At 62.3% G+C, this 22,500-nt stretch carries 20 protein-coding genes; 8 read left to right on the plus strand and 12 right to left on the minus strand.

The genetic code is table 11. The annotated features are described in order from the left end of the window. Positions 1 to 403: 403 nt before the first annotated feature. The 7 genes from ACFCU0_RS07070 to ACFCU0_RS07100 form a co-directional block, all read right to left on the minus strand. Positions 404 to 850 (minus strand): MaoC family dehydratase, encoded by a 447-nt coding sequence (locus ACFCU0_RS07070; protein ID WP_434972967.1) that lies wholly within the window; start codon positions 848 to 850, stop codon positions 404 to 406. Between the two features lie 84 nt (positions 851 to 934). Then, a complete protein-coding gene (locus ACFCU0_RS07075) occupies positions 935 to 2,401 on the minus strand; it encodes a capsule assembly Wzi family protein (protein WP_434972968.1) in 1,467 nt (488 codons plus the stop codon). A 36-nt stretch (positions 2,402 to 2,437) separates the two neighbouring features. Further along, the gene (locus ACFCU0_RS07080; protein ID WP_434972969.1) at positions 2,438 to 3,427 is read right to left on the minus strand and encodes a hypothetical protein; all 990 of its coding nucleotides are present in this window, start codon (positions 3,425 to 3,427) and stop codon (positions 2,438 to 2,440) included. Positions 3,428 to 3,454: 27 nt separating this feature from the next. Further along, complete coding sequence (locus tag ACFCU0_RS07085) at positions 3,455 to 4,456, minus strand: sulfotransferase (RefSeq protein ID WP_434972970.1); 1,002 nt, start codon at positions 4,454 to 4,456, stop codon at positions 3,455 to 3,457. A 232-nt stretch (positions 4,457 to 4,688) separates the two neighbouring features. Beyond that, positions 4,689 to 5,822 (minus strand): glycosyltransferase family 4 protein, encoded by a 1,134-nt coding sequence (locus tag ACFCU0_RS07090; RefSeq protein ID WP_434972971.1) that lies wholly within the window; start codon positions 5,820 to 5,822, stop codon positions 4,689 to 4,691. Between the two features lie 97 nt (positions 5,823 to 5,919). Then, complete coding sequence (locus tag ACFCU0_RS07095) at positions 5,920 to 6,837, minus strand: hypothetical protein (RefSeq protein ID WP_434972972.1); 918 nt, start codon at positions 6,835 to 6,837, stop codon at positions 5,920 to 5,922. Between the two features lie 66 nt (positions 6,838 to 6,903). Beyond that, positions 6,904 to 7,416, minus strand: coding sequence for a hypothetical protein (locus ACFCU0_RS07100; protein WP_434972973.1), 513 nt, complete (start codon positions 7,414 to 7,416; stop codon positions 6,904 to 6,906). 585 nt (positions 7,417 to 8,001) lie between these two features. Between ACFCU0_RS07100 and ACFCU0_RS07105 the strand changes: the two genes are divergently transcribed. From ACFCU0_RS07105 to ACFCU0_RS07125, 5 genes are all read left to right on the plus strand, one after another. Further along, entirely contained in the window at positions 8,002 to 8,796 is a 795-nt protein-coding gene (locus tag ACFCU0_RS07105; protein WP_434972974.1) for a DUF3047 domain-containing protein, read from the plus strand. Between the two features lie 119 nt (positions 8,797 to 8,915). Next, on the plus strand, positions 8,916 to 11,561 hold the full coding sequence (locus ACFCU0_RS07110) for an efflux RND transporter permease subunit (protein ID WP_434972975.1): 2,646 nt from the start codon (positions 8,916 to 8,918) through the stop codon (positions 11,559 to 11,561). 564 nt (positions 11,562 to 12,125) lie between these two features. After that, positions 12,126 to 13,397 carry a ferrochelatase gene (gene hemH / locus ACFCU0_RS07115; protein WP_434972976.1) on the plus strand — a complete coding sequence of 424 codons (1,272 nt, stop codon included), beginning with the start codon at positions 12,126 to 12,128 and terminating at the stop codon, positions 13,395 to 13,397. Between the two features lie 32 nt (positions 13,398 to 13,429). Continuing rightward, entirely contained in the window at positions 13,430 to 13,693 is a 264-nt protein-coding gene (locus ACFCU0_RS07120; protein WP_434972977.1) for a hypothetical protein, read from the plus strand. Positions 13,694 to 13,880: 187 nt separating this feature from the next. After that, positions 13,881 to 14,159: a hypothetical protein gene (locus tag ACFCU0_RS07125; RefSeq protein ID WP_434972978.1), complete on the plus strand. Its 279-nt coding sequence runs from the start codon at positions 13,881 to 13,883 to the stop codon at positions 14,157 to 14,159. A 26-nt stretch (positions 14,160 to 14,185) separates the two neighbouring features. Here the strand turns inward: ACFCU0_RS07125 and ACFCU0_RS07130 are convergent, their stop codons facing one another. The 4 genes from ACFCU0_RS07130 to ACFCU0_RS07145 form a co-directional block, all read right to left on the minus strand. Next, the gene (locus ACFCU0_RS07130; protein WP_434972979.1) at positions 14,186 to 15,190 is read right to left on the minus strand and encodes an endonuclease/exonuclease/phosphatase family protein; all 1,005 of its coding nucleotides are present in this window, start codon (positions 15,188 to 15,190) and stop codon (positions 14,186 to 14,188) included. Positions 15,191 to 15,245: 55 nt separating this feature from the next. Continuing rightward, on the minus strand, positions 15,246 to 15,935 hold the full coding sequence (locus ACFCU0_RS07135; protein ID WP_434972980.1) for an OmpA/MotB family protein: 690 nt from the start codon (positions 15,933 to 15,935) through the stop codon (positions 15,246 to 15,248). 112 nt (positions 15,936 to 16,047) lie between these two features. Beyond that, positions 16,048 to 16,959 (minus strand): DUF368 domain-containing protein, encoded by a 912-nt coding sequence (locus tag ACFCU0_RS07140; RefSeq protein WP_434972981.1) that lies wholly within the window; start codon positions 16,957 to 16,959, stop codon positions 16,048 to 16,050. 119 nt (positions 16,960 to 17,078) lie between these two features. Continuing rightward, positions 17,079 to 18,491, minus strand: coding sequence for a tetratricopeptide repeat protein (locus ACFCU0_RS07145; protein ID WP_434972982.1), 1,413 nt, complete (start codon positions 18,489 to 18,491; stop codon positions 17,079 to 17,081). Between the two features lie 348 nt (positions 18,492 to 18,839). Here ACFCU0_RS07145 and tmk point away from each other — a divergent pair, with 348 nt between their 5' ends. The 3 genes from tmk to pyrR all read left to right on the plus strand — a co-directional run bounded on the left by tmk (position 18,840) and on the right by pyrR (position 20,675). Continuing rightward, entirely contained in the window at positions 18,840 to 19,487 is a 648-nt protein-coding gene (gene tmk / locus ACFCU0_RS07150) for a dTMP kinase (RefSeq protein WP_434972983.1), read from the plus strand. 110 nt (positions 19,488 to 19,597) lie between these two features. Beyond that, positions 19,598 to 20,101 (plus strand): Fur family transcriptional regulator, encoded by a 504-nt coding sequence (locus ACFCU0_RS07155; protein ID WP_434972984.1) that lies wholly within the window; start codon positions 19,598 to 19,600, stop codon positions 20,099 to 20,101. Positions 20,102 to 20,156: 55 nt separating this feature from the next. Beyond that, positions 20,157 to 20,675, plus strand: a complete 519-nt coding sequence (pyrR, locus tag ACFCU0_RS07160; RefSeq protein WP_434972985.1) for a bifunctional pyr operon transcriptional regulator/uracil phosphoribosyltransferase PyrR — start codon at positions 20,157 to 20,159, stop codon at positions 20,673 to 20,675. A gap of 180 nt (positions 20,676 to 20,855) precedes the next feature. Here the strand turns inward: pyrR and ACFCU0_RS07165 are convergent, their stop codons facing one another. After that, positions 20,856 to 21,800, minus strand: coding sequence for a PASTA domain-containing protein (locus tag ACFCU0_RS07165; RefSeq protein ID WP_434972986.1), 945 nt, complete (start codon positions 21,798 to 21,800; stop codon positions 20,856 to 20,858). Positions 21,801 to 22,500 lie beyond the last annotated feature (700 nt).

Below are 22,500 nucleotides of genomic sequence, written 5' to 3' on the forward strand. Positions count from 1 at the left end.
CCTCCCCTGCTACGAGCGGAGGAAAGACCGGCGCAGATACCGCCGGCGTCGCTGCAACGAGGCACCCGACGGCGACAGCGACCGTCGCGAGCAATAGCGGGCCGCGGAGGCAGCGAAGGGACAAGCGTCGGGGGACGGGGAAAGCCAAGAGAATGCGGGAAAGCGGTGAAAGGAAGGAGGCGGGACCGGAGGACGCCAACGCCGGCACGGGCGGAGAATGCCGGGCAAAAAGCTGGCCGAAGCGAGGGGCAACCGTGACTGACGGCCGGTCCGAACGACACAGGCGACGATTCGCGGGACGACGGTACCGCGAGGGCATCACCGGATGGGAGAGGGGAACCGCAGATGAAACGCACAGCAAAGGGCCGACGCCACGTGGGCACGGCCCGGATCGCGAAGACCGCTACTTCTCAGGCATCTGCAACTCACCGTCTTCCTCGGTCGGGGGGATGACGCGCCCTTCGCCGCCGAGAACCATCTTGCTCTCCTTGTAAATGTAAACCTTCACCTTGATGTGTTTGCTGGACTCGAGCTTCTCCGAGACCTTGATCTGTACAGTCACTTCCGAGCCGACGGTGACCGGGCGGAGGAAGCGGCACGAGATGGCGACGGCGATACTGCCATGGCCGGGGTAATCGCGGCCGAGGACCTTTGAGATGAGTCCGAGCAGGAGCACGCCGTGTACGACCGGACGCCCGAAGCGAGAATGCTCCTTCGCGTATTCCTCGTCGACGTGGATCGGATTGTCATCGCCGGTAATCCGGGCGAACGACTTCACGTCCTCCGCGGTGACGACCTTCTTCCACTCATAGGAGTCGCCGACCTGGATCGTCTCGTAGGTGTTGGGCATCAGGAAAGCAGGGTACTTGTTCGCGCTGTGGTTTCAGACGGAGCTATGACGCAAAGGTATGGAGGAACGAGGGGAAAACCCACCCTAAAAGATCGCGCCGCGGGACGCTTTCCATGAGAATCCAACCAGAACGCTCACCCGATCGGCGTACAGCGCGCCTGAATCGGCGGAAACGCCCGCTCGAAAAGTAAGTGCATTCACGCTCCGCGATAGTTCGCCCCCGATCGAGTACTGGTCGGTCCGCGACGTCCGGCGATCCTCGAGTTGCGTGCACGCGGCGTCGGCGCACACGCTCTGTGCACCGTAATTGCGGCTGTATGTGGCGCGGAGTCGGTAGTCGACCTTCCCGGGAAGACGCCCGCCGATGCCAATGTGATGGGCGATGACGATGTTGTTGGACACGCCGGGCCCTCGATCATTTGGCAGTAGCAACGGAGACCCGAGAACGCGCCCTTCAAAGGTCCACCCGCTCCGGTACAGCGAGTTGTTGTAGTAGGTGTCCTCGCCACGCTCCTCCCCTTCGGAAAACTTCGCGTTCTGCCGCGTCGTGCGCAGATGGTTCCAGAGAACGGTCTCGACCAGCCGGCTATCGGGACGCTCGACCCGGACGCCCCAGATGCCGTCCCACGGATTCCGGAAAAACAGCGACGGCCGGTCCGTGTGGTGAAAATACCGGGTCAACATTACGTCCGCACCGGGAAGCGAGAACGAGAGGCCGAGGTCGTAGCCCGCCGCGGAGGCCCCGAGCGATCCGTCCTGTTCGATTTCCGGGGCATCGACATCTCCGGCGCGGCCTCCCATCACGCGCAGGAACGTCATCGGCCCGTCCGGCAGGTCACCGATCGTCGGATGCGTGCCACCCCAGATCGTATGCATCAGCAGTCCGACGTGCAGCTGTGCGCGCTGGTCCGGGCGGAAGATGCGGACGTACAACGCTTTGTCCTGGAGCAGGGCGTTCCGTACATAACGGTCGGTGCCGAGCCAGCCGTGGGCAAAATAGCCGCGCACGGACACCACATCGCCCGTTCCAGGGACGGGGGTGTAAGAGGGGATCTGCAGTGCAACTTTTGGCACGGGCTGGGCATTTCGGCTCCGTCCGAGGGACCCGATAGAGAGGGTCGAATGGAGGAGACCGCTTGGTTCATCCTCCCACAGACCGGCCTGTAGTTCGATGCCCCGAGACCGGAAACGACCGTAGAGCTGGTGGGCGAAGACGCCGGGTTCCGCCGACGACCGTCCGAGCAGTTCGACCCCCACGGCAGCATCGACCGTCCCCGGAAGCTGAAACGTTCGTTCAGCAAAAGCGCGAACCAGCGCATTGGACGAGGACGCGTCCACCGTACCATGTTGATTGCTGTACGCCCAGAACGCCGGACCGGCATCCGGCGCGAGGATCGCATCGGCCGCCAGGCGAGTCGTCCACGCATGACGGGCATCCCCGTCGGCGGATTGCGCGGTGGCCGGCGTCACGGCGATGCACAGGAGCAGGGCCATCCATCCCGCGGAGAGAAGGACACGATGCCGGACGGCGCGGGGAGCAAGCGATACCATAATGCAGGGGGACAGGGGGGAATTGCGATGGATGCGTCAGCGGATTTCCTCGGGAATGGCCGCCTCGTCTTCCTTGCTGAACTCCTGATCCGCTGCCTCCGCCGCCGTTGTGCCGACATAGACGAGCAGGTTGAGGCCTCGATCCAGCAGGTTCTGTGCGAGCAGCATACTCGCAACTGCCGCCGTCGGTACCTCCAGCGGTCCGGCGAGCTCGACGCTTGCCGTCACGAAGAAGAGACCGCGGGCCGGGATCAGCGGGACCTGGTTGATGATGATGTAGAGGGAGAGCAGCGTGATCCACGTGCCAAGCGGCACCTCTGGGATCACAAGCGCCCACTGCGTCACCTGGAAGCCGTTATTGAACACGAACCGCGCCAGATGGCCGATCGCAAAGATGCCCAGCATGGAGGCGGACAGCGAGAAAATGGCCCGTCGAAACGCGAGGCCGACGGCGACGACGACGATGATGATGGCTACCGCCGCCGCGATGGTGGACGTGGTGTCCGGGAGGTACTGTTCAAGGAGCTGGACCTGCCCGGTCAGGAAAAACGCGGCCAGCAGGAGGAAGGCGACCGAGGTGGACGACACCGACGAGATGATCATGTTGTCCTTGATCGTCGCCAGAAGCCGCCGGCGTGCGATCTCGGAGTTTCGCTGCATCCACAGGAAGAAATACGCCTCTCCCGAATACCCGAGGACATCATTGTTCAGCACCCGTTTCCGAAACAGGACCGGGAGAAGCTTCCGGGACGGGAGGTTCCACGCTTTTCCGTAGATAATGGCCTCCGTGACGGGCAGCGTCACGTACATCAGGACCAACAGGATGTAAAAAGCCGGCGTCGTCGGGAGGGATGTCCATAGCTCGCGCCAGCCCAGTTCGCTCAGCTGATACACGAGGTACGCAGCCACAGCGCCGACGAAGAGCCACCGCAGTCCTTTCAGCACCGTCTTCCCGGCGGAACTCTGCGCAAACGTCTGCCACCGGTCGCGAGCGGATGCGTATAGGCGGCGGAGGCGGTCGGTCATTCCTTCGGGGAGACGGGCGGGCGAAGCTTACGGTTCGGACAGCGAGTATCCGACGGTGTCGAGCACTTTTTCGATGCCGGCTCGGCGAATCCCCTCGCGGAATCTCTCGGTCGCGGTAGGTACCGTCGACCATCGCGCAACGCGCTTCGGGCGAACGGATTCCTTGGCGAAGCGTCGGGCGGCGTCGGGCGGCGGCGTTCCGGCTCGTTCGAACAGGGATCTAAGCGACGAACAGGGATCACGGACGAAATCCTCATACCGGATCAGAGCGTAACGGTCGCCATAGGCAGCCCGGGCGTGATGATGGCAAACCCAGACCTGCGCGCCCCAGAGAGCCAGGGCCTGCACGTAGGGTCGTTTCCCTTCCACCGATTCGAGCAGTTCATGCGCGAACTGGCACGCGGCATCACTCCCCTGCTTCAACTCGGCGCGCCCCAGTGCCAGGTAGTGCTTGATCTGGTACACGCCATGATAGGCGTAGGGGGAAAATACGTTGGATAAATCGCCCGAAGAGACGTTGAAAAACCGTCGGCTGAGGAGTGGCCAGTCCATGCGCACCCGCTGGCACGACGACGTCGTGAGTTGCGACCACACGACGGACCGCGGATCGCGAACGACGTGCAGAAAGCATGTGTCGGGGAACTGCGTCCGAAGCCATCGCGCCATCCAGAAGGCCCGGTTAAACTGAAGCACGACTCGACCGCCCTCGTCCGCTCCGTTCGGCCCGGACGCAGCGAGCAGGTTCAGGTAGGACCGGAGTCGCGGGCATCCTTGTCCACCGTTTAGGGTCACCGATCGTTCGTCGCAGAGCCGAGGGTCGAATCGTTTCCGGAGATGCCCGTTCAGCGCGGCGTATTCGGAGTAGAGCGACGATTTCCGGTGGTTCGGCGCCTGAGAATGGGCCTCTGCGACGTGGTCGAGCAGGTTTGGATGCAGCGGTTCGTAATAGCAGCGCAGGCGGGGGGCCTGGCGGAGCGTCCGGAACAGAAGGGTCGTCCCGGACCGAAAAACGCCTTGAACGATGATCATGAAACGAGGTGCAGCAAAGGGGGGCGGGGAGATGCGGATCCCGAGAGACGCGGGCTGGGTCTCTGAGATCAATAAGCATACCGTGATGTTATGAAGACATTACGGAGTCGGCGCGTCCTTTTCAATTCGCGGTCTCCATTCTTCAGCCTCGCCTAAGGCTCACACTGGCGGAAATGCGTGCAGCCCCGTCTGGCAGCGTCCGTTTCTTCACACGCTCGATTTATCTCCTCCATCAGCGGATCGTACGTAGCAATGATGCCGCGATCTGGTCCCAGCTTGCCTCCCCCTCGGCACGCCGCCGTCCTGCACGCCCCATCGCTTGGACTCGATCGGGGTCTTGAAGCAATTCGCCCAGGACCGTAGCAAGGGCCCCGGGATCCGCGGGCGGGACGAGTCGGCCGGTTTCTCCGTCTACGATGGCATCGGGTACGCCCCCTGATGCCGCACCCACGGCGGGTGTACCGCAGGCATTCGCTTCCAGAAATACGAGGCCGAAGCCTTCCACATCGGGCGGGTCCTCACGCGAGGGCATCACGAAGATGTCGGCCGCGTTGTAGTAGAGAAGGAGGTCCTTCCAGGGAACCTGCCCGGCGAAGTGAACCGCGTCCCGGACGCTGAACGTGTCGACCAGGTCCTCAAGGCGCTCCCGGTCCGGTCCGGATCCGACGATCACGTACCGTACGTCGGGAATCTGCCGCTGCAGGGCCGGCAAAGCACGAATCGTCGTGTCGATCCCTTTTCGGGGGACGAGGCGGCCGACCGTCAGTATCATGGGCCGGTCGCTTACGCCAAGGCGACGACGCAGGTCGGCAGCATCGGTCGGGTGGAAGCGGTCCGGGTCCACCCCGTTGGGCACAACCCGGGTCCGGGACGGGTCGACGCCCTCCCGGTGAAGTAATCCCGCCGTATAGCGGCTGACGGGGACGAACAGGTCAGGGACGCGAAGGAGGAGGCGACGCAGGCCGTCATATCCGGCACGGGCGACGGGCACGGATGCGGCCGGGTTGAACAGGATTTCCCGGCCGTGAGCGGCGCACACGATGCGGCGTGGATAGCCCGTCAGCCGGCGGGAAAGAAACGACGCCCCCACGGTCTGCCATTGCGCGTGAAAGGCGAGATCCGGCCGGGTGGTGCGCGCGTCCCGGATCACGCTCGGGATCCCGCGGATCGGCAACATCTCCGGAGCGGAATGTACGCGTGAGACCGAGGCCGCCAGGGACGCGTCGATCTCCGCTGCATTGGGCCGGTCCGGCGCGACGACATGCACCGCAACCTTTTCCGCCCACCGCCGCACCAGTTCCCAGGAGTAGGTCTGTATGCCTCCGACATCGGGCGGGAAGTCCTGCGTGACGAAGAGGAGGCGCATGAGGGGATCAGGAGCAGATGCGGAAACCGGCTGCAGACGCACCTACACGTGCTGTCCCGTCTGGATCCGCCGCGCCGGCAGCCGTGCATAACTCACATCATGCCCACGACTGCTTTCCGGGAGATGATACACCTTTGTTCAGCATACCCTGGACGCGCCGGCGACCCGCATCGAGGATGACGTTCCAGGGAAGCCCGATCAGAATGAGGAAGTAGGTTGAGGCCTCGAAAAAGATATTCATCGAGACGACGATTCCGAAGTGCATCGAGACGACCAGCATCACGATGTAATACCGGAATTTGCGGAACCACATGAGGAAGCTTCCCGCTTCTGCGAGCAGGCCGAAGAGGAGGATCAGGGTGCCCCACCGATAGTCGCCAAGGACGAGCTCCTGCAGGATGTTGGGATCGAATGCCCCGAATTTGGACAGGACGTCGACCTTGCGTTCGCTAATCCACATCATGAGGTGATGCCCGTCGGGCCAGTAAAGGCCGGTGCCGATCATCTTGCACACCGCAGCGGATGTGTACCCGAGCCCGATGAAGAAGTACAGCGATCCCCACATGAATCGCCTCCGCTCCGATGCGCCGGTGTAGAGAAGATGGGCAATGCCGAGGAGAAGGATGCCCATCCCGACCAGATTCGAACCATGCGAGATCTCGCCGAGGGAGTATCGGGCAACGTATTGGAAGTGGAAAAAGAGGAGCGCGATGCCGTAGGCCGGTCGCCAGGCGCGAAAGAGCCCCAGGCCAAGCATGAGGGTGATGAGACCCGCGTTCCAGAGCGCGACGTTGTGGTCGAACATGAACGACACGTCGATATACTGCGCCAGGCCGAGCGGCAGCATCACCTCGGAGATGTTCGTCTGGATGTAGGCGCCCCAGCTCCAGACATAGTCAAGTGTGTACCCGATGAGGAAGAGTTCGACCAGTCGGAAGTGCCAGATGTCCCCCCACGACTCGTCGCTTTCGAAATCAAAGAGCTGGCGGGCGAGTGCGTGTACGTAAGCCTTCATAGCCGGTCCCTTTCTGTCTCAGGGGGAAAAGTCTTCAGATGACGATCTGCCGGTGGTCGGTGCAGGTCACCGGCTGGCGTACGACGCCGGGTCGGATGACGGGTCGAGTTGGACCGCGACATTCGGGTGGAAAAACGTCGTATCCGCCATGATCTGCATGACCGGCATTGCGTCAATATCCACCGAGTCACTCCGCAATGTGCCGCGGACGCGGTACACGCGGAGCGGCGGACCGAACTCGTGATTGGAATCGAACATGCTTCGGAAGCCGCGCAGGCGCTGTGTCGTCCAGACGTCGGTTTTCGAGAGGTAGTTGGCGACGTCATTCTGGTTGATGCCGTTCTCGACCATGCCGAAGGACTCACCGGGGAGGTTCTCGAGGCGGATCGTCCGCCAGTCGACGGCCTCGGCCTCCGGCGGTACCTGCCGGACGATGGCGCGCGTCCACGGATTACCGGCCTGCGAGAACATCGGGTAGATGCTGAACGGCCAGAACTCCCCGAGGTGACTGGCAACAAGAAGGGCGTACACGACGAGCGTGCCCCCGACAATGCGAATCGCTTTCTGATATGACCGCATGAAATTGACGTGTTGGCAGAAAACAGGGAGACGGGAAGAGAGGATCGACTCGGAACGAAGCAGTCTTTCCCCTGCGCCACTATATGGGGGCGTGACCGCGAAGGCGGCCGTCCATGTGTCGAAATCTTTCGGCAGCCCGTTGATGGATACGATCAAAAACCCCCCGCGGCGTTACAGCACTGGAGCATTATTTTGTCGTTCAGCGGTGCGCCAATGCTCAGCGCAATCGATCGAATCTGGAACCGGCCGCCGGTGTGTAATCCAGTATGTAACAACATGTACGAACAACGTAAAGACGTTTGTTCCGGTGCTTGGAGCAGTTGACGGATTCTAACGACCGTAACGGATGCACGCTGCTCGTGTCCGAATGTCTGAATCGTTTCCTGCGAGGCGTCCTGCTGGGCAAACCAGCATGGTCGCGCCGGGTATCATATGCTGACATTCCGGGATGCACCCGAGCGACGCAACGTACGAACGGTCATGAGTTTGCCGTTAAGTGATTCCGGACGCCACTCGTGCGGCGTTACCTCACCATGAGCGCAAGCGGCTACATGGTCCCGACTTCCGTATAATATCGATACTGATATGGAGCGTCCCGCTCTACACGTCGTCCTCATTCCGGGCCGGCGTTCCTCGATCCTCCTGTTCGCCCTTCTGGCCGTACTCCTACTGGGTGGATCGACCGCCGTAGATGCGCAACCGTCGGCTGCCGCAGGCACTGACCAGAACGCACCGGCGCCGATTATCGTGGATGATTTCGATTCGTACAAGGCGGGGACCTTTCCCGGTCAATGGGTCTTCGTCAAGCGAGACAAGAGCACCATTCCTCCCGAGGAGGCGAGTGAGCCCGGCGAGACCGTCGAGGTCGAGAAATCGGGCGGCAACGGCTATCTCCGCGTTGTCACAGAGAACGAGGCCCTTCGTTATACTCAGCGGAACGGCAAGGAATTTGACTGGAACCTGAATACGCATCCCCGTATCGCCTGGCGCTGGCGCGCGGTCGACCTGCCAGAGGGAGCCAGCGAACGCGGGGAAAACGATACGGGCGGGGCGCTCTACGTCACGTTCGGGTCGGACTGGCTGGGCCGGCCGAAGAGCATCAAGTACACATATAGCTCGTCTCTGCCTGTCGGCTCGGTGGTCTCGTTCGGGCCGTTGAAAGTGATCGTGGTCGACTCCGCACGTGAGCCGCGGCTGGGCGAGTGGAAGAAGGTGATGCGCGACATCCCGAGCGATTACAGACAGGTCTTCGGAGAAGCACCGCCGGATCGGCCGCTGTCGATCACCTTCTGGAGCGACTCCGACACGACTGGCGATCGGGCGGAGATCCATTTCGATGACATCCGCCTGCTTCCGCCGTTCACCCGGGACGATAACTAATCTCTCGGGTCCGGCGCAGACCCGCCTTCCCCGGGGGGGATCTGCGACCGCTTCCTTTATGCGGTTTCTTTCGTACGGTACCGAACGCCCACGACCTGACCTCACCGAATACCGGTTTCATGCATCGCCTCTTCGAACACCTCCGCCCCTTCATTCGCGGCGTGGTCCGTCGTGCCGGCTGGGTGCTTCTCGCCGCCGTTCTGCTGACGGTCGCCGGAGGCATGCTGGCACGCAACCTGACGATCGACTCCGACCTGGCGAACCTCATCCCGGAGGACCGGCCAACCGTTCAGGCGCTGAATCAGTTGAAGGAAACCGTCGGCGGGGAGAGTGATGTGGCCGTTGCGATTACGAGTCCTTCGTTCGATTCCAATAAGGCATTCGCCGAAGCGCTCATTCCACGAGCGCTCGACATGGAGGGCCCGGACGGACAGCCGTACTTGACGCGCGTCGAGTACCAGCGCGACGTCGAATACCTGAAGGACAACGCCCTCTACTTTGCCTCGGATGCTGAGCTCACACAGGTCGAAAACTATCTCGACGACCAGATCGAGCAGGCCAAGCTTGAAGCCAACCCGTTCTACTTCGACCTGGACGAGGAGGAAGGGGACAGCGACGCGTCGGGTCGCGAGTTGGAGGCGATGTACGACGATCTGGTAGGGAAACGATACCCCGTCTCGCCGGACTCTACCACGATGGTTCTGCGCTTCTACCCGGGCGGAACCAATACGGACATCGCCTTCATCGATCAGCTTTACAGCGACCTGCGCGAGCTGGTCGATGAGGTCGAGCCGACTTCCTACAACGCGAAGATGGAGGTGACCCTCGGCGGGCGACTGTACCGACGCCTGGTCGAGGTCAACACGATCTGGAATGACGTCTCGGGGTCCTTCGGGACGGGCATCCTCGCGGTGATCCTGCTCGTTGTCGGGTACTTCTTCTACAAAGCGAACGCTGCTCGGGCGGGACGAGGCCGCTTCCGTCCCCGTGTGATGCTACAGGAGTTCCTGCGAACGCCCATCATGGGGCTGGTGATCGGCATCCCCCTTCTCATGAGTCTCGCATGGACCGGCGGGGTCGCGTACGTGCTGTTCGAGCGCCTCACGCTGATGACCTCGACGCTGGGCCTGGTCCTCTTTGGTCTGGGTATCGACTTCGGGATCCACTTCTACGGGCGGTACGCCGAAGAACGGGCGGAGGGACACGGCATTACCGACGCCGTTGAAACGACGTTCGTGTCCACCGGTCAGGCCATCGCCATTGGCGCGTTCACGACGGCTGCCGCGCTGTTCGTGCTCACGCCAGCGGACTTCAAAGGCTTCAGCGAGTTCGGCGCCATCGCCGGGACCGGCGTCCTGTTTGCTCTGATTGCGATGACGGTCGTGATGCCGGCGCTGCTGGCCCTGCTTGAGCGCTCGAACCTGCTGGACCTGCGCCGGAATGCAGCTGTGGCGACCTCGGGCACCGGGCACGCTTCTGGCGACATCAACGGCTCGGGCCGGGACCGGCGCTTCCCTGCGGCCCGCCCGATCGTACTGGCCAGCGGACTCGCCGTCGTTGCCGCACTGCTCCTCATCCCGAAAGTCGGCTTTCAGTACGACTTTGGCGCGCTCGAACCCGAGTATACGCAATACGAGGAGCGCAACGAAGTCATCGACCGGGTGTCGGCCGCCGATACGTCCAGCGGCCCCTCGAAGCGGAACCCGGCATACATCGTGGCAGACTCGCCCGAAGAGGTGCCCGCCATCGTGGAGGCCGTGCGGGAAAAAGCGCGGCGCGACACCACGTCGCCGACGATCCTGAGCGTGGAGAGTCTGCAGGAGCGATTCCCGCTTGCGGATTCGGCCCGCCAGGCAAAGCTGAACCGGATCGCCCAGATCCGGGATCTGCTGGAAAACAACAAGTACCTCCGGAATCAGGAGGGCGAAGCGATCGATAAGCTGCGGCGTGCCGCTCAAACCACGACAGCCATCGACCTCGACCAGCTCCCCGACTTTCTGCGCAAACAGTTCACAACGAAGTCCGGCGAGATCGGCACCTTCGTCATGATTTACCCGTCAGTGGGTCTCTCCGACGGGCGCAAATCCATCGCCTTTCTCCAGGACGTCGGGACCATCCGCACGGACGACGGCGAGGTCTACCACGCGGCATCCACGTCCCTCGTCGCCGCGGACATGCTGCGCATCATGCGCAGCGAAGCGCCGTGGATGGTGCTGGGTACCTTCTTGATTGTCGCCCTTCTGATGTACGCCAACTTCCGAGCCGTGCGCTGGGCTGCTCTCGCGCTGGTCCCACTTGTGGTTGGCATTCTCTGGATGCTCTTGTTGATGGAGATCTTCGGGCTTATGCTCAATTTCTACAACATGATCGTCTTGCCGGCGGTGCTTGGCATCGGGAATGACGCGGGTGTTCACCTCGTCCATCGCTACCGCGAAGAGGGCCGGGGCTCCATCTTCCGGGTTCTTCGCTCGACCGGAGAGCACGTGACGATCGGTTCGCTCACGACGATGATGGGATTCGGCGGGCTCCTCCTCAGCTTTCACCCGGGCCTGAACTCGATCGGATCGCTCGCCGTCGTCGGCATCGGGACGACGCTTCTGTCCGCTGTCCTCTTCCTTCCGTCTCTCCTTCAATGGATGGAGGATCGCGCCGCGGGCGTCCACGAAGGCAACGGGGAGTCGGGCTCCGGCGACTATCACGGAAACGGCTCGGCGGAAACCGGCCCGTCCGCGGTGGAAGCTACCCCGTACGACGACCGCTCCTGACTTCACCGGCGAATACCGACCCTGACAGTCGGCTTCGTCAATGCTTCATCTATTGCTCATATGCAGCGGGTATTGCGGCGATTTGGCCGTGCCCTTCACAAAATTGGGCCTTCAGATTGGCTGGAGAAAGCCGATCTCGCATTGTCCCCGGGCATGGGTCGAGTCTGATGCAGAGCGCGACTAAGCTACATTATGGGCGTCTGGCGGGTGCTGAAGCGAGGGTGGCCCGGTTGTCGCAAAAATATTGTCATATTGAGGTGTTCATTGTGTGCTGAATGCCGCTCCGCGGCATCCGGTCGAAACGAACGAATGTCAGGCCGAATCCGTATTCGGCGGCAGTATTTGCTGACGGCGAAGATCTTATGTGCTCGAACCCGAGCTGGATCGCACCGTTTATCGCATACCCGCGATGAAGCACGTATCCCAAAAGCCCTTCCGTTTCGTCGGTACCACACGATCGTTACAGGCGTGCAACATCCCGTCCGGGACGTGCACGGTCGATGCGTTGGGGCGTACACGTCGCGCACGAATCACGTCGATGTACCCTACTGATCCCGCTCGCCCATGACGCCCCGCGATTTTTTGCGTCGCTACAACTACGAAAACTACAATCAGGACCAGCGCATCGTCGACGGCTCCTTCTTTTCGGCCGACGCGCTGGATGTCGATCCGGGCGATACCGTCGGCGTCGTATTGCTCAACCTCGGAGGGCCGGACTCACAAGAGACGGTACGCCCGTTTCTCTATAACCTGTTCATGGATCCGGCGATTATCGACATCCCCCTCCCGGGATTCCTTCGTCACCCCGTGTGTAAGCTGATCTCGAAGCTCCGCGCACCGTCCGTGGCCGAAGACTATGCCGAGATCGACGAAAGCGGTGGCTCGCCGATTAACGAGCTGACACGGGATCAGTCCGATCGCCTCGAAGCTATGCTGAACGAGCGCTACGGGGAATCCTCCGGTGCGACGTTCAAGACCTACATCGCGATGCGGTACTGGAAACCGTTCAGTGAAGAGGCGGCCCGCCAAATGGAAGAGGACGGCGTGGATAAGGTCGTCCTCCTTCCGCTCTACCCGCAATACTCGAAAACCACCACGGGCGCGTCGCTCTCCTACTGGAAAGAGCTGGAGAAGGCGGGCGAGATCCCAGACTGGCCAACGTCCTACGTCTTCGAGTATGCCGCGTACCCGAAGTACGTCCAGGCGATCTCCGATCGCATCGACGAGGGACTTCAGAAATTCCCGGAGGAGATCCGAGATGATGTCCATCTCCTTTTTTCTGCGCACGGCACGCCGGTCAAGGAGATGAAGAAGCGGCGCGACCCGTACTGCTGCCTCGTGCACTCCACGGTGAAGCATGTGATGGAGCACCGCGAACACGACCGCGAGTTTACGACGGCGTTCCAGAGCAAGGTCGGCCCCGCCGAATGGCTGACGCCGGGCACGCCGGATGAGCTGGTTCGACTCCACGAGGAGGAAGGCAAAGACGCTGTTCTCGTCATCCCGGTGGCATTCGTCACGGAGCACATCGAGACGAGTTACGAGCTTGCGATCGAGATTCCGGAAGAGCTCGAGGAGGATGACGATGTGGTCATTCCGCACTACCACGTCATGCCGGCCCTGAACAGCCACCCGAAGTTTATCGAAACGCTGGCTGAGGTGACGGCGGCGCAGGTCAATCTGCCGGAGGCCCCGGCAGCGTGGAACACCCGGCCGTGCTTCAAGGCGAAGAACCGGGACGTCCGGTGTCACCAGTGCGAGAAGATTGCCGAGGCCCGAAACTGGACGGCCGAAACGGAGGAAGAGCCGGAGTCACGCCAACCCGCTGCAGCCTGACAGGCCCCTTCCGACCGACCCCCGTCCGCGCTATGGCGGACTCGTCACGCGTGCTCGAACCCGGAACGCTCCGTATCGCTGCCCTCGTGGTGGCGGTGACGGGGCTTCCGTTTGTCTATTTCCGGGACACGTGGATGATTGCAGCCGTGGTTACCCTCAGTGGGGCACTCCTGCTGCTTGCGCAGGGCGAAGCGGAAAATGACGACCGTCAACGTCGATATGCGTACGTCGGCCTCGCGCTTGCCGTCTTCTTCATGGGGATTGACGTGATCACCCAGGTGGCAGGAATGCCGTAGCGACCGGCCTGGGTTAGATACACCGGACCCGCTCACCTCAGGGACGAGGCGGCACGGTCCATCTCCCGTTCGCGCGCGGTCGGCAACGCCCTTCATCGGAACTCCATCCGGCGTTCATCCGTCGATGAGTTCCGAATTGAGGGTGCAGGTGAAGGCGCCTTCGACTGTCACAGATCTTCCCGGACCCATGTCTGAGCCTCCTGCAGCGGCGCGTGAACCGGAAGCCGCGTCTGTTTCTCCGCTGCCCCTTACCACAGGCCTTTCTCTGCTCTGCCTGTCTGGGGTTTTCGCGATCCTCGGAGATGTCGGTCTTGCGTCACTGAGCGTTCTTCTCGCCGCCGGCATTTTGCTTGTCGGCGCTGCTGGCGACCGCCGACCCCACATTACGCGTCTCGGTGTGGCGTGTACCGCGCTGGCGGGTGTGGCGTCGTTCGTTCACATCCTGCTCCGGGTACTCGGGCCGTAGCCTGCCACAAGCCCCCGCACGGCGGACTATAGCGCGTTGTTCTCGTCGGCGGAGAGCCGAAATGTCATGGTGACGGCACAGTGGTCCGACGGCGGTGCATCGGGCGGCCCACAATCGATCCGCGTCCCGATCGGAACGATGCGCTCCGTAGCGTAAAAGATGTGATCGATCAATCGCTTCGGGTCGTCACCCGGATAGGTGCCGGCGTGCTGCGTCGTATCGGGCATCGCTCGATTCAGGGAAAGGCCGGACGTGACGCGGCGAAGCGTCTCATCGCTGGCGTCGTCCGGCACCGCGTTGAAGTCCCCGACGAGCAGCACAGGCCGGCCGGATGCAAGAAGCGGCGCCACCAGCTCTCGGACCTCCGCCGCCTGCGTCTCTCGCACCGGTTGCTCGAACGCTTCGAGGTGAACGTTGACAATGCTGAGGGTGTCGCTGCCGATCACGACGTCGGCCACCTGTGCGAGGCGATCCAGATAAAACACGCGGCTCACATAGGGTCTGGACGTTTTCGCCAGGACCTGGCGACGGTGGTCCACGATCGGGTAGCGGCTCAAGATCGCCTGACCGGAAAGCACTCGCCCGAAGTGAACGCTCGGCCAGCCGTACGGAAAGGGAAGGTATCGGACGTCCCAGTTCACAGCTTGCGCAGCGGTCAGGTAAGACAGGCGCCGGGCGAGCGTGTCGAGTTGGTGAACGTGAAAGGAGCGGCCGGCGTCGAAGTCGATCTCCTGAACGGCAATCACGTCCGGGTCGACCCGGTCCAGCATATCGATCGCAGACGCGAGATTGCTATCGAAGAGGGCGCGATCCCGCTCCACCGGCAGATTGTTCGTCATCCCCGACAGGTAGCCGATGTTGTACGTCATCACCGAGAGCGTGTCCGAGACCGAATCGGCTTCGGCGTACGTGCGCGTTTGCGCGAGTTCGTCGCTGGAGAGCGTCCCGGACGAGGCCCAGAACCAGAGTCCGGCCCCGACGGCGACCACGGCCAGGACCGAGAAGAGAATGCGACGGAGGAGACGGGCCATGGAGACGTACGAGAGGGAATAGAAGAGGAGAAGCAGGGAACCGGCGGTCCGTTTCTTACCAGGACGTTTCGAACGGACGCGTGTAGTCGCGCGGCGCGGGAAGAACGGCAATCCGCACGCGGCGATTCGCACGGCGGCCCGCCGCCGTCTCGTTACTTGCGACGGGACGCGTCGCGCCGTATCCCACGGCCATGAACTGATCGGCGTCCATCCCGCTTAGATCAATCAGGGTGCGGACGATCGCGGACGCGCGGGCGGTCGAGAGCTCCCAGTTGCTCGGGTAAGTCTCTTTCATCGATTCGCCGAGCGGGGTATCGTCCGAGTGCCCTTCAACCCGGATCTCGCGCTCGGGATACGCTTGCCGGAGCTGGGCGGCTACCGGTTTGAGTGCGTTGCGCCCGGCCTCGGTGAGGGTTGCGGAGGCCGGCTCGAAGAGTTGATCGACGCGCTCCTCCGAAAGCGTCTGTCCGCCGTCGCGGAGCGCGTCGAGCTCATAGGTCATCCGCGCCATCTGGTCCCGAAGTGCTCGCTGTTCGCGGTAGTATTGCCCGGAGTCCACGTCGTCGTAGAACTGTAGCGAGTCGCGCAACGTGCGGACCTCATCGCGAAGGCGTACCACCTCGGTCCGTAGCGAATCCTTCGTGTCGGGCGACCGGGCGGTGGACGGAGCAGCCGTCCCGCCGGCCGAACATCCTGAACCGACAACGAGGATGGTAGCGGCAAGGAGGGGGAGCAGCAGACGCATGGGCGGCGATACGTCGTGGAAAGAGAGATTCAGGGGTCCAGAGGCCGGAGTCTCCAACATAGGGGATGGCGCCGAGAAAATCGGCACGTGGATTCCGGGAAACGCAGCACGGTTATGCCCCTGCACTTGCTTCTGCCCGATGGGCGCGCCGGGACCACCAGATAAGCGCCATCACCGCGACGAAACCGGTCAAGCAGAGGGCGATGACCGGGGCGATCGGTTCGCCTGCCGTGGGACCGCGGAGGCCGTTGTCGGGCGTAACGTACGGCCAGAGGGCACGCAGCGCGCCGGCGATCAGGCCGAGGAGCGCGGCCATCGTAATGTCATGCCGGTGGGCGAGGAGCCAGTCCAGTAGCTTTGCGAAAGAGCCCAGACCGACGACCGCGCCGGCGCCGAATGTCAGCACGAACGGTAGATGCGAGGCATCGAGCTCGATCACGCCGTTGAGGGCTTCCAGCGTTGGCTCGTAAATGCCGAGGGCTTTCAGGAGAAATGCGCCGCTAATGCCTGGAAGGATCATCGCGCAGATCGCGACCGCGGCGGAAGCGAACACGCGAAGCAAGCCGGGGTTATCCGCCCCAAAAACGGGGAGGCCGACAAGAAAGAAGGTGACAATCCCGAAAGCGGTCGCTGTCACGCCGTATACCGGGCGAAACTCGTCGATGCGGAGAGCCGGAATCACCAGCGACGCCGCGACGAGTCCGAGGAACAGCCCGTTCATCTGCTGAGGATATGCCTCCATGAGCGGCGGAATGGTTCGCGCGCCTACCGCGGCGGCGACCAGAATACCGGCTCCGAGTGGTAGCACGAGAATCCACGGAATGGCCCGAGCGTGTGTGCGGGCTTCGTCCAGGTTGAATCGGGCCAGCGCCACGGCGAGCGACGTCGCCGAAGACACCGCCGCGACGAGGCGTTCGTACACGCCGACGATCAACGCCATTGTCCCGCCGCTGACGCCCGGAATGATGTCGGCACCGCCCATGAGAAGACCGGAGGCAAAAAAGCGGAGCAGCGTACGGATCATCGTGAAGCGGGCGGGGAATGAAAGCGGCGTGGAGGCATGGAAAAAGGCCGGTGCGAGCGGGCACCGGCCTATCGATTGCGACGTGAACGCGGGAGTGACGGCCCCGTCAGGTGGCGGACTCAGCGACGCTCCAGCCCCAGCATCTGCCGAACCTGGTCGTTGCGGTAGAGGTCGGGGTAGGCGAAGCGGAATTCTTCCTTGGTCGCCGGATCCAGCCGGAAGGCGGTTTTCAGCGAGCGGATCGTCTCGTCGGCTCGTCCAAGGGCGAGCAGGGCTTTGGCCTGGCGGAAGTACGTGCCGGCGGAGTCCGGTGCCAGTTGCAGCGCCTGACGATAGGCTTCAAGGGCTTTCTCCGGGCGTTGCGACTCGAAGAGCGTCTCCGCATAGCCGACCCACGCATGCTCATTGGTGTCGTCGAGATCTACCGCATTCCGGTACGCATCGAGCGCCGCATTCACGCGACCGGCTTTGTAGGCGGAATCCGCTTTTGCGCGCCAGAACTTCGGCGAGCCGGGATCCAGATCGATGGACCGCTCGAAGCAGTCGATCGCCGAGTCGAACTGACCGTAGGCGTCGTAGCAGCTCCCGAGGCCGTACCACGCCTCCGGATAGGTCGATTCCTCGTCCAGGGCCTGTTCGTAATAGTCAAAGGCCTCGTCGAACGCTTCCTGCTCTTCGTACGCGAGCGCGATGTTATAATACGTCGCCGCATCTGGCCCTTCCAGTTCGAGAACGCGCTGATAGCTCTCGACGGCCTCATCCAGCGCGCCGAGGTTGGCGAGTGCGTTGCCCCGATTGTAGTGTGCGGACGCAAAATCGTCCTGGATGGCGATTGCCATCTCGTAACTGGAGACTGCATCCTCGAAGCGGCCCATCCGGTTGAGTACAATTCCCCGGTTGTACCAGGCATCCTGGGAGTACGGGTCGACGTCCAGGTGCCGATCATAGCACTCGACGCTCTCCTCGTCGTCCTCGAGCCGATCGTAGCAGTAGCCGAGCTCGTACCACACCTCGGGATGCTCCGGGTCGAGGTCTGCACAGGCCTGGAACGCCTCCACGGCGTCTTCGAGCTGGTCATTTCGCTCCAGCGTAATACCGCGGTTAAAGAGAGCCTCGCTGTGACGGGGATTGATCGCGAGGGCCTCGTCATATGACGCAAGCGCTTCGTCGGTGCGCCCGAGACTGTCGAGCGTGATGCCCTGGTTGATGAGCGTTTCGGTGTCGACGGGATTCAGCGATAGCGCTTCGCGGTACGCTTCGAGCGCTTCCTCATGTCGGCCCAGATTATTCAGCAAGATGCCGCGACGCATCCACCCATCGGACGTGTACGAGTGCAGATGCAAGAGGTGGTCGATTACCTCCAGGGCCTTTTCCAGTTTCCCACGCTCAAAATAGTACGACGCAATATCCTCCAGGGCACTGGAGTCGAAGTAGGAATCCGGATCGTCCTCGTAGGACGCGACGAGTTCACGCACATGGGACTCGTAGGCCGAGTCCTCGTGATCGTCGAAGCCGAAGTCGAACATGCTCATGTCGCGCCGGTTGCTGGTTCGTCGGGGGAGCACGTTGTGCGGAGAGCCGCCGGAACGGTTAGGACCGGCCGGGGCATGGGGTGCTTCATTATACTGCGCACGTCCGTTCAGTTGCAAGAAGAGACCATGCGTCTGAACATCGTCTTTTCGTTGTGAATGCGTGCGCACCGGACGCGTGCCTGGTAGGGTTTCCGGAGGACCTGGAACGAGGCTTTCACTGGAAAGTGCCGTGTGGTGCACGCCAAGACCCCTTCATGGGAAAGCGTTACCTCCGGATTAGTACAGCGTTCCGTATCGCACGGGCTATGCCACCCCCCTGGGCCCGCTTCATTTACGAATACCAACTGTATGGTGCTGATATCATTCGAGGGAATCGACGGAAGTGGCAAGAGCACGCAGGCTCGCCTCTTATATGACTACCTGTTAGAGGCGGGGCAAAACCCGTTGATGGTGCGGGAGCCCGGCGGAACGGATCTATCGGAAAAGATCCGGTCCCTGCTCCTGAACGAGGAGGTTCGGATCGAGCCCATGGCCGAACTGTTGCTCTTCTCCGCGGCCCGAGCGCAGCTTTGCCGCGAGAAGATTCAGCCCGCTCTGGACGAACGCCGCGTCGTCATCTGCGACCGGTTCTACGATTCCAGCACCGCATACCAGGGGGCGGGCCGTGATGTCGCCGTGGAAGACGTGGACATCGACTGGTTAAACAGCCTTCACCAGCGGGCGACGGGCGGCCTCGTCCCGGACCGTACTTATCTCGTCGAGGTCGACGCCGGTACTGCGCTTGCGCGCCGAAATCGATCCGACGTCGGTCCGGATCGCATGGAGGGGGCCTCGGATGGCTTCTACGAGCGGGTCGCTGCCGCGTACGATCGCCTCGCCCGGCAAGAGCCCGACCGGTTTCTTCGGCTGGACGGCACGCCGTCGATTACGGCCATCCAGAACCGCGTTCAGGCGGACGTGGACCGGCTGCTTGCAGCCGCCAGGGCGGAGGGCTGAGCAGGAACCCCATGTTCGAGCACCGGTTCACCCGACACGGATCTCGGGCGGGGTAGATGGCCGGCCTCCGCCCGTCTATTTTTGCTACTCCAGGTTTCACACGGACGCTCATGTCGACGTTGCCGCAGCAAAAGCTCGACGAAGTGCGATCGATCTTCGAGGCGTTTCTCAAAAAGCGGAACAAGCGCCAGACGCCCGAGCGCTTCTCGGTGCTCGAGGAGATTTATAAGACGGACGATCACGTCGATGCCGACGAACTGTACCTGCGCCTCAAGCAGGACGGCACCCGCGTGAGCCGGGCGACCGTGTACAACACCCTGGAACTGCTGATGGAATGCGAGCTCGTGGTTCGCCATCAGTTCGGGAAGAATCAGGCGAAGTACGAGCGGGCGTACAGCTACTGGCAGCACGACCATCTGATCTGTATGGATTGCAACGAGCTCTTCGAGTTCTGCGATCCGCGCCTCCAGAGCATTCAAGAGATGGTTGCCGAAATCTACGAGTTCGAAATCAAGCACCACTCGCTGAACATGTACGGCCACTGTATCCGGGAGAACTGCCCGAACCGTGCCAGCGAGGATGAGCCGGAGCCCGCCGAGGCCTCGGGGTCGTAAGTAACCGCTCGCGCGTGTCCATCTCTCACCTCATCCGTCCTGTACATCGTCGTTCATGTCGACCGTCGAGATCATGTCTCCCCGGCGCATCCGCCGGACGCTCCGCCGCCTCGCGTACGAAATCGTCGAACGAAACCGGGGCGCACGGACCCTTGAACTCTTCGGTATTCGCGAAAGCGGCGTTCCCCTCGCACGGGCCCTCGCACAGGAAATCGCGGAGATTGAAGGCCACGACGTCCCGGTACACGACCTCGACACCACGCCGTATCGTGATGATCAACCGGATGGCGCCGAGCGTCCGGCAGCACGGAAGGATGACACCGACGTCGACGGGCGCGACGTGATCCTCGTCGACGATGTGCTGTTCACCGGCCGAACGGCCCGCGCCGCGCTCGATGCGGTGATTCAGTACGGTCGACCTTCCTCCATCCAGCTCGTGGTTCTGGTCGATCGCGGACACCGAGAGTATCCCATCCAGCCCGATTACACGGGGCGTCTGATTCAGACCAAGCACGACGAACAGGTACAGGTCGCGACCGACGGGGACTTCCGTGTGTCTGTTCAGGACGAGTAGACGCTCAATGCGCGGGCGCGATGCGGACGTCCTGGTTCCCAGCCGCGGGCGTGCACGATCCGATAGGAAATGAGAAGGGCCGTTCCCCGTGGGGGAAACGGCCCTTTCACGTTGCAAGGCCCGGGAATATACGGCCGAGGATTAATCGTCGGGGGCTTGTACGCCCGGCGAGGCCCGGTATTAGAACGACAGCTCGTCCTCGTCTCCGGGGTCCTCTGCTGCCGTCGTGTCGGGCGACGGCGCCGCGGGTGTCGCGCTCGGATTCGGAACCGCCGTTGAGTCGGGCGTCACGAAGAGTCGCACCTCCGTTCCGCTACGGACGCGCACGCCCGGGTCGAGCCCCTGTTGTCGCACCCAAAGCCTGGTTTTAGGATCCTCTTCCGCCTCGGCCTCTTGCTCGGTGCCGGTCTCAGGTTCTTCGGGTGCCGTCCGGTCCTCTTCATCGGCCGGCGTCGGATCGATAATGACGCTACGGAGACGCTGTCGAAGGAGACGTGCTTCTGCCAAATCAACGCGCAGGCCACGGACGTTGGGCACGGGCACGCGCTCCTCGCCGAGGCCGCGACTGTACCAGATGTCGACGGACGCCCCTTTCTTGAGTGAATCGCCGGGTTCCGGAGCCTGGCGGGTGACCGTCCGCGCGTAGGGGGAGGGGATGGAGTCCACTTGCTCCTCCCCGACGTCGAGGCCTAAACTCATCAGGCGATTTCGGGCCTCCCGCAGCGACGTACCTGTCAGGTCCGGGACGGACACGGTCGGTGCCGTACCGCTATTAACGGTGAGATATACCCGGCGTCCGGGCTTGACATTGGAGGTGGCCGGCGGGTTCTGATCGACGACGTGATCCTGCGGAACGCGCGGATTGAATCGACCGACCTGCCGCTCGACGGCAAGATCGTGTCGAAGGAGCGTCTCTTTTGCCTCCGTAAAGGGTAGATCCATTACGTCCGGGACCTGTATCGCGGCATCATGCCGTGTGTAGGACGGCATGAGTAAGGCGTTGAACAGAAAGTAGACGCCCATTCCAACGACAAGAAGTCCGCCCAGACCGGACCACAAATAAGGATTCCGGGCCAGCGCCCGAAGCCAATCCGAAGCGCGGGAGAAGAACGACGAAGAAGACATATGAAGAACGAGCGTGTCGCAGGCCAAGGAACGAAGGAGGGAGCAGTGGAGAGCCTCTAAAGGCGCTTCGAGCAGCTGGGGTCCAGCCTTCGCGGAAACTCAATACCAGGGAGGGGAAACAACACCTATCCCCTCCTGTTTCCGATTCCCGCGCGACAAGAAGCGCGCTGTTCTGTGTTTTACTGAGCGAAAGAAAAGAATCCTTCTCTTCACGGTCGCGACCGCCTGTGACGCAGGTTGTGGCCACGTGAACGGGAAGATCAGATGCGTCGACGGAAGGGGTTGAGTCCTTATATATAGAGGCTCGCCCGTTCTCGCCGCGCGATCCACACTATATCGGTGCGAGGGAAGGTCGTTGTCTCTTCAAGAGGCAAGCTGGAACCGTGCTGCTAACAAGCTGTGGAAGCGGACGCCGTTGACATGACGCACGCGCCGCGAGCGGATGAAGTAACGTCCGGGACCAATGGTCTCGCGATGTCTGACGACTTGCGGCGTTGTCCAGTGGATATCCACCCGTGCGATAGCATGCATGTGGATACCGCGTCGACGAGAGGGTGGGTGCTGAGAGGCATTCATGAGACTCAACGTCTCTTAACACGCTTCGTCGGAACGGACACAGGTGCTGACGGTCAGATGTGGTCCGCCAGCGGGAGAAGTCCCGCAGGGCGGCACCGTTCTTTTCCGTTTCGCGGCACACCAA

This window comes from Longibacter sp., from assembly GCF_051155795.1.
GTDB lineage: Bacteria > Bacteroidota > Rhodothermia > Rhodothermales > Salinibacteraceae > Longibacter.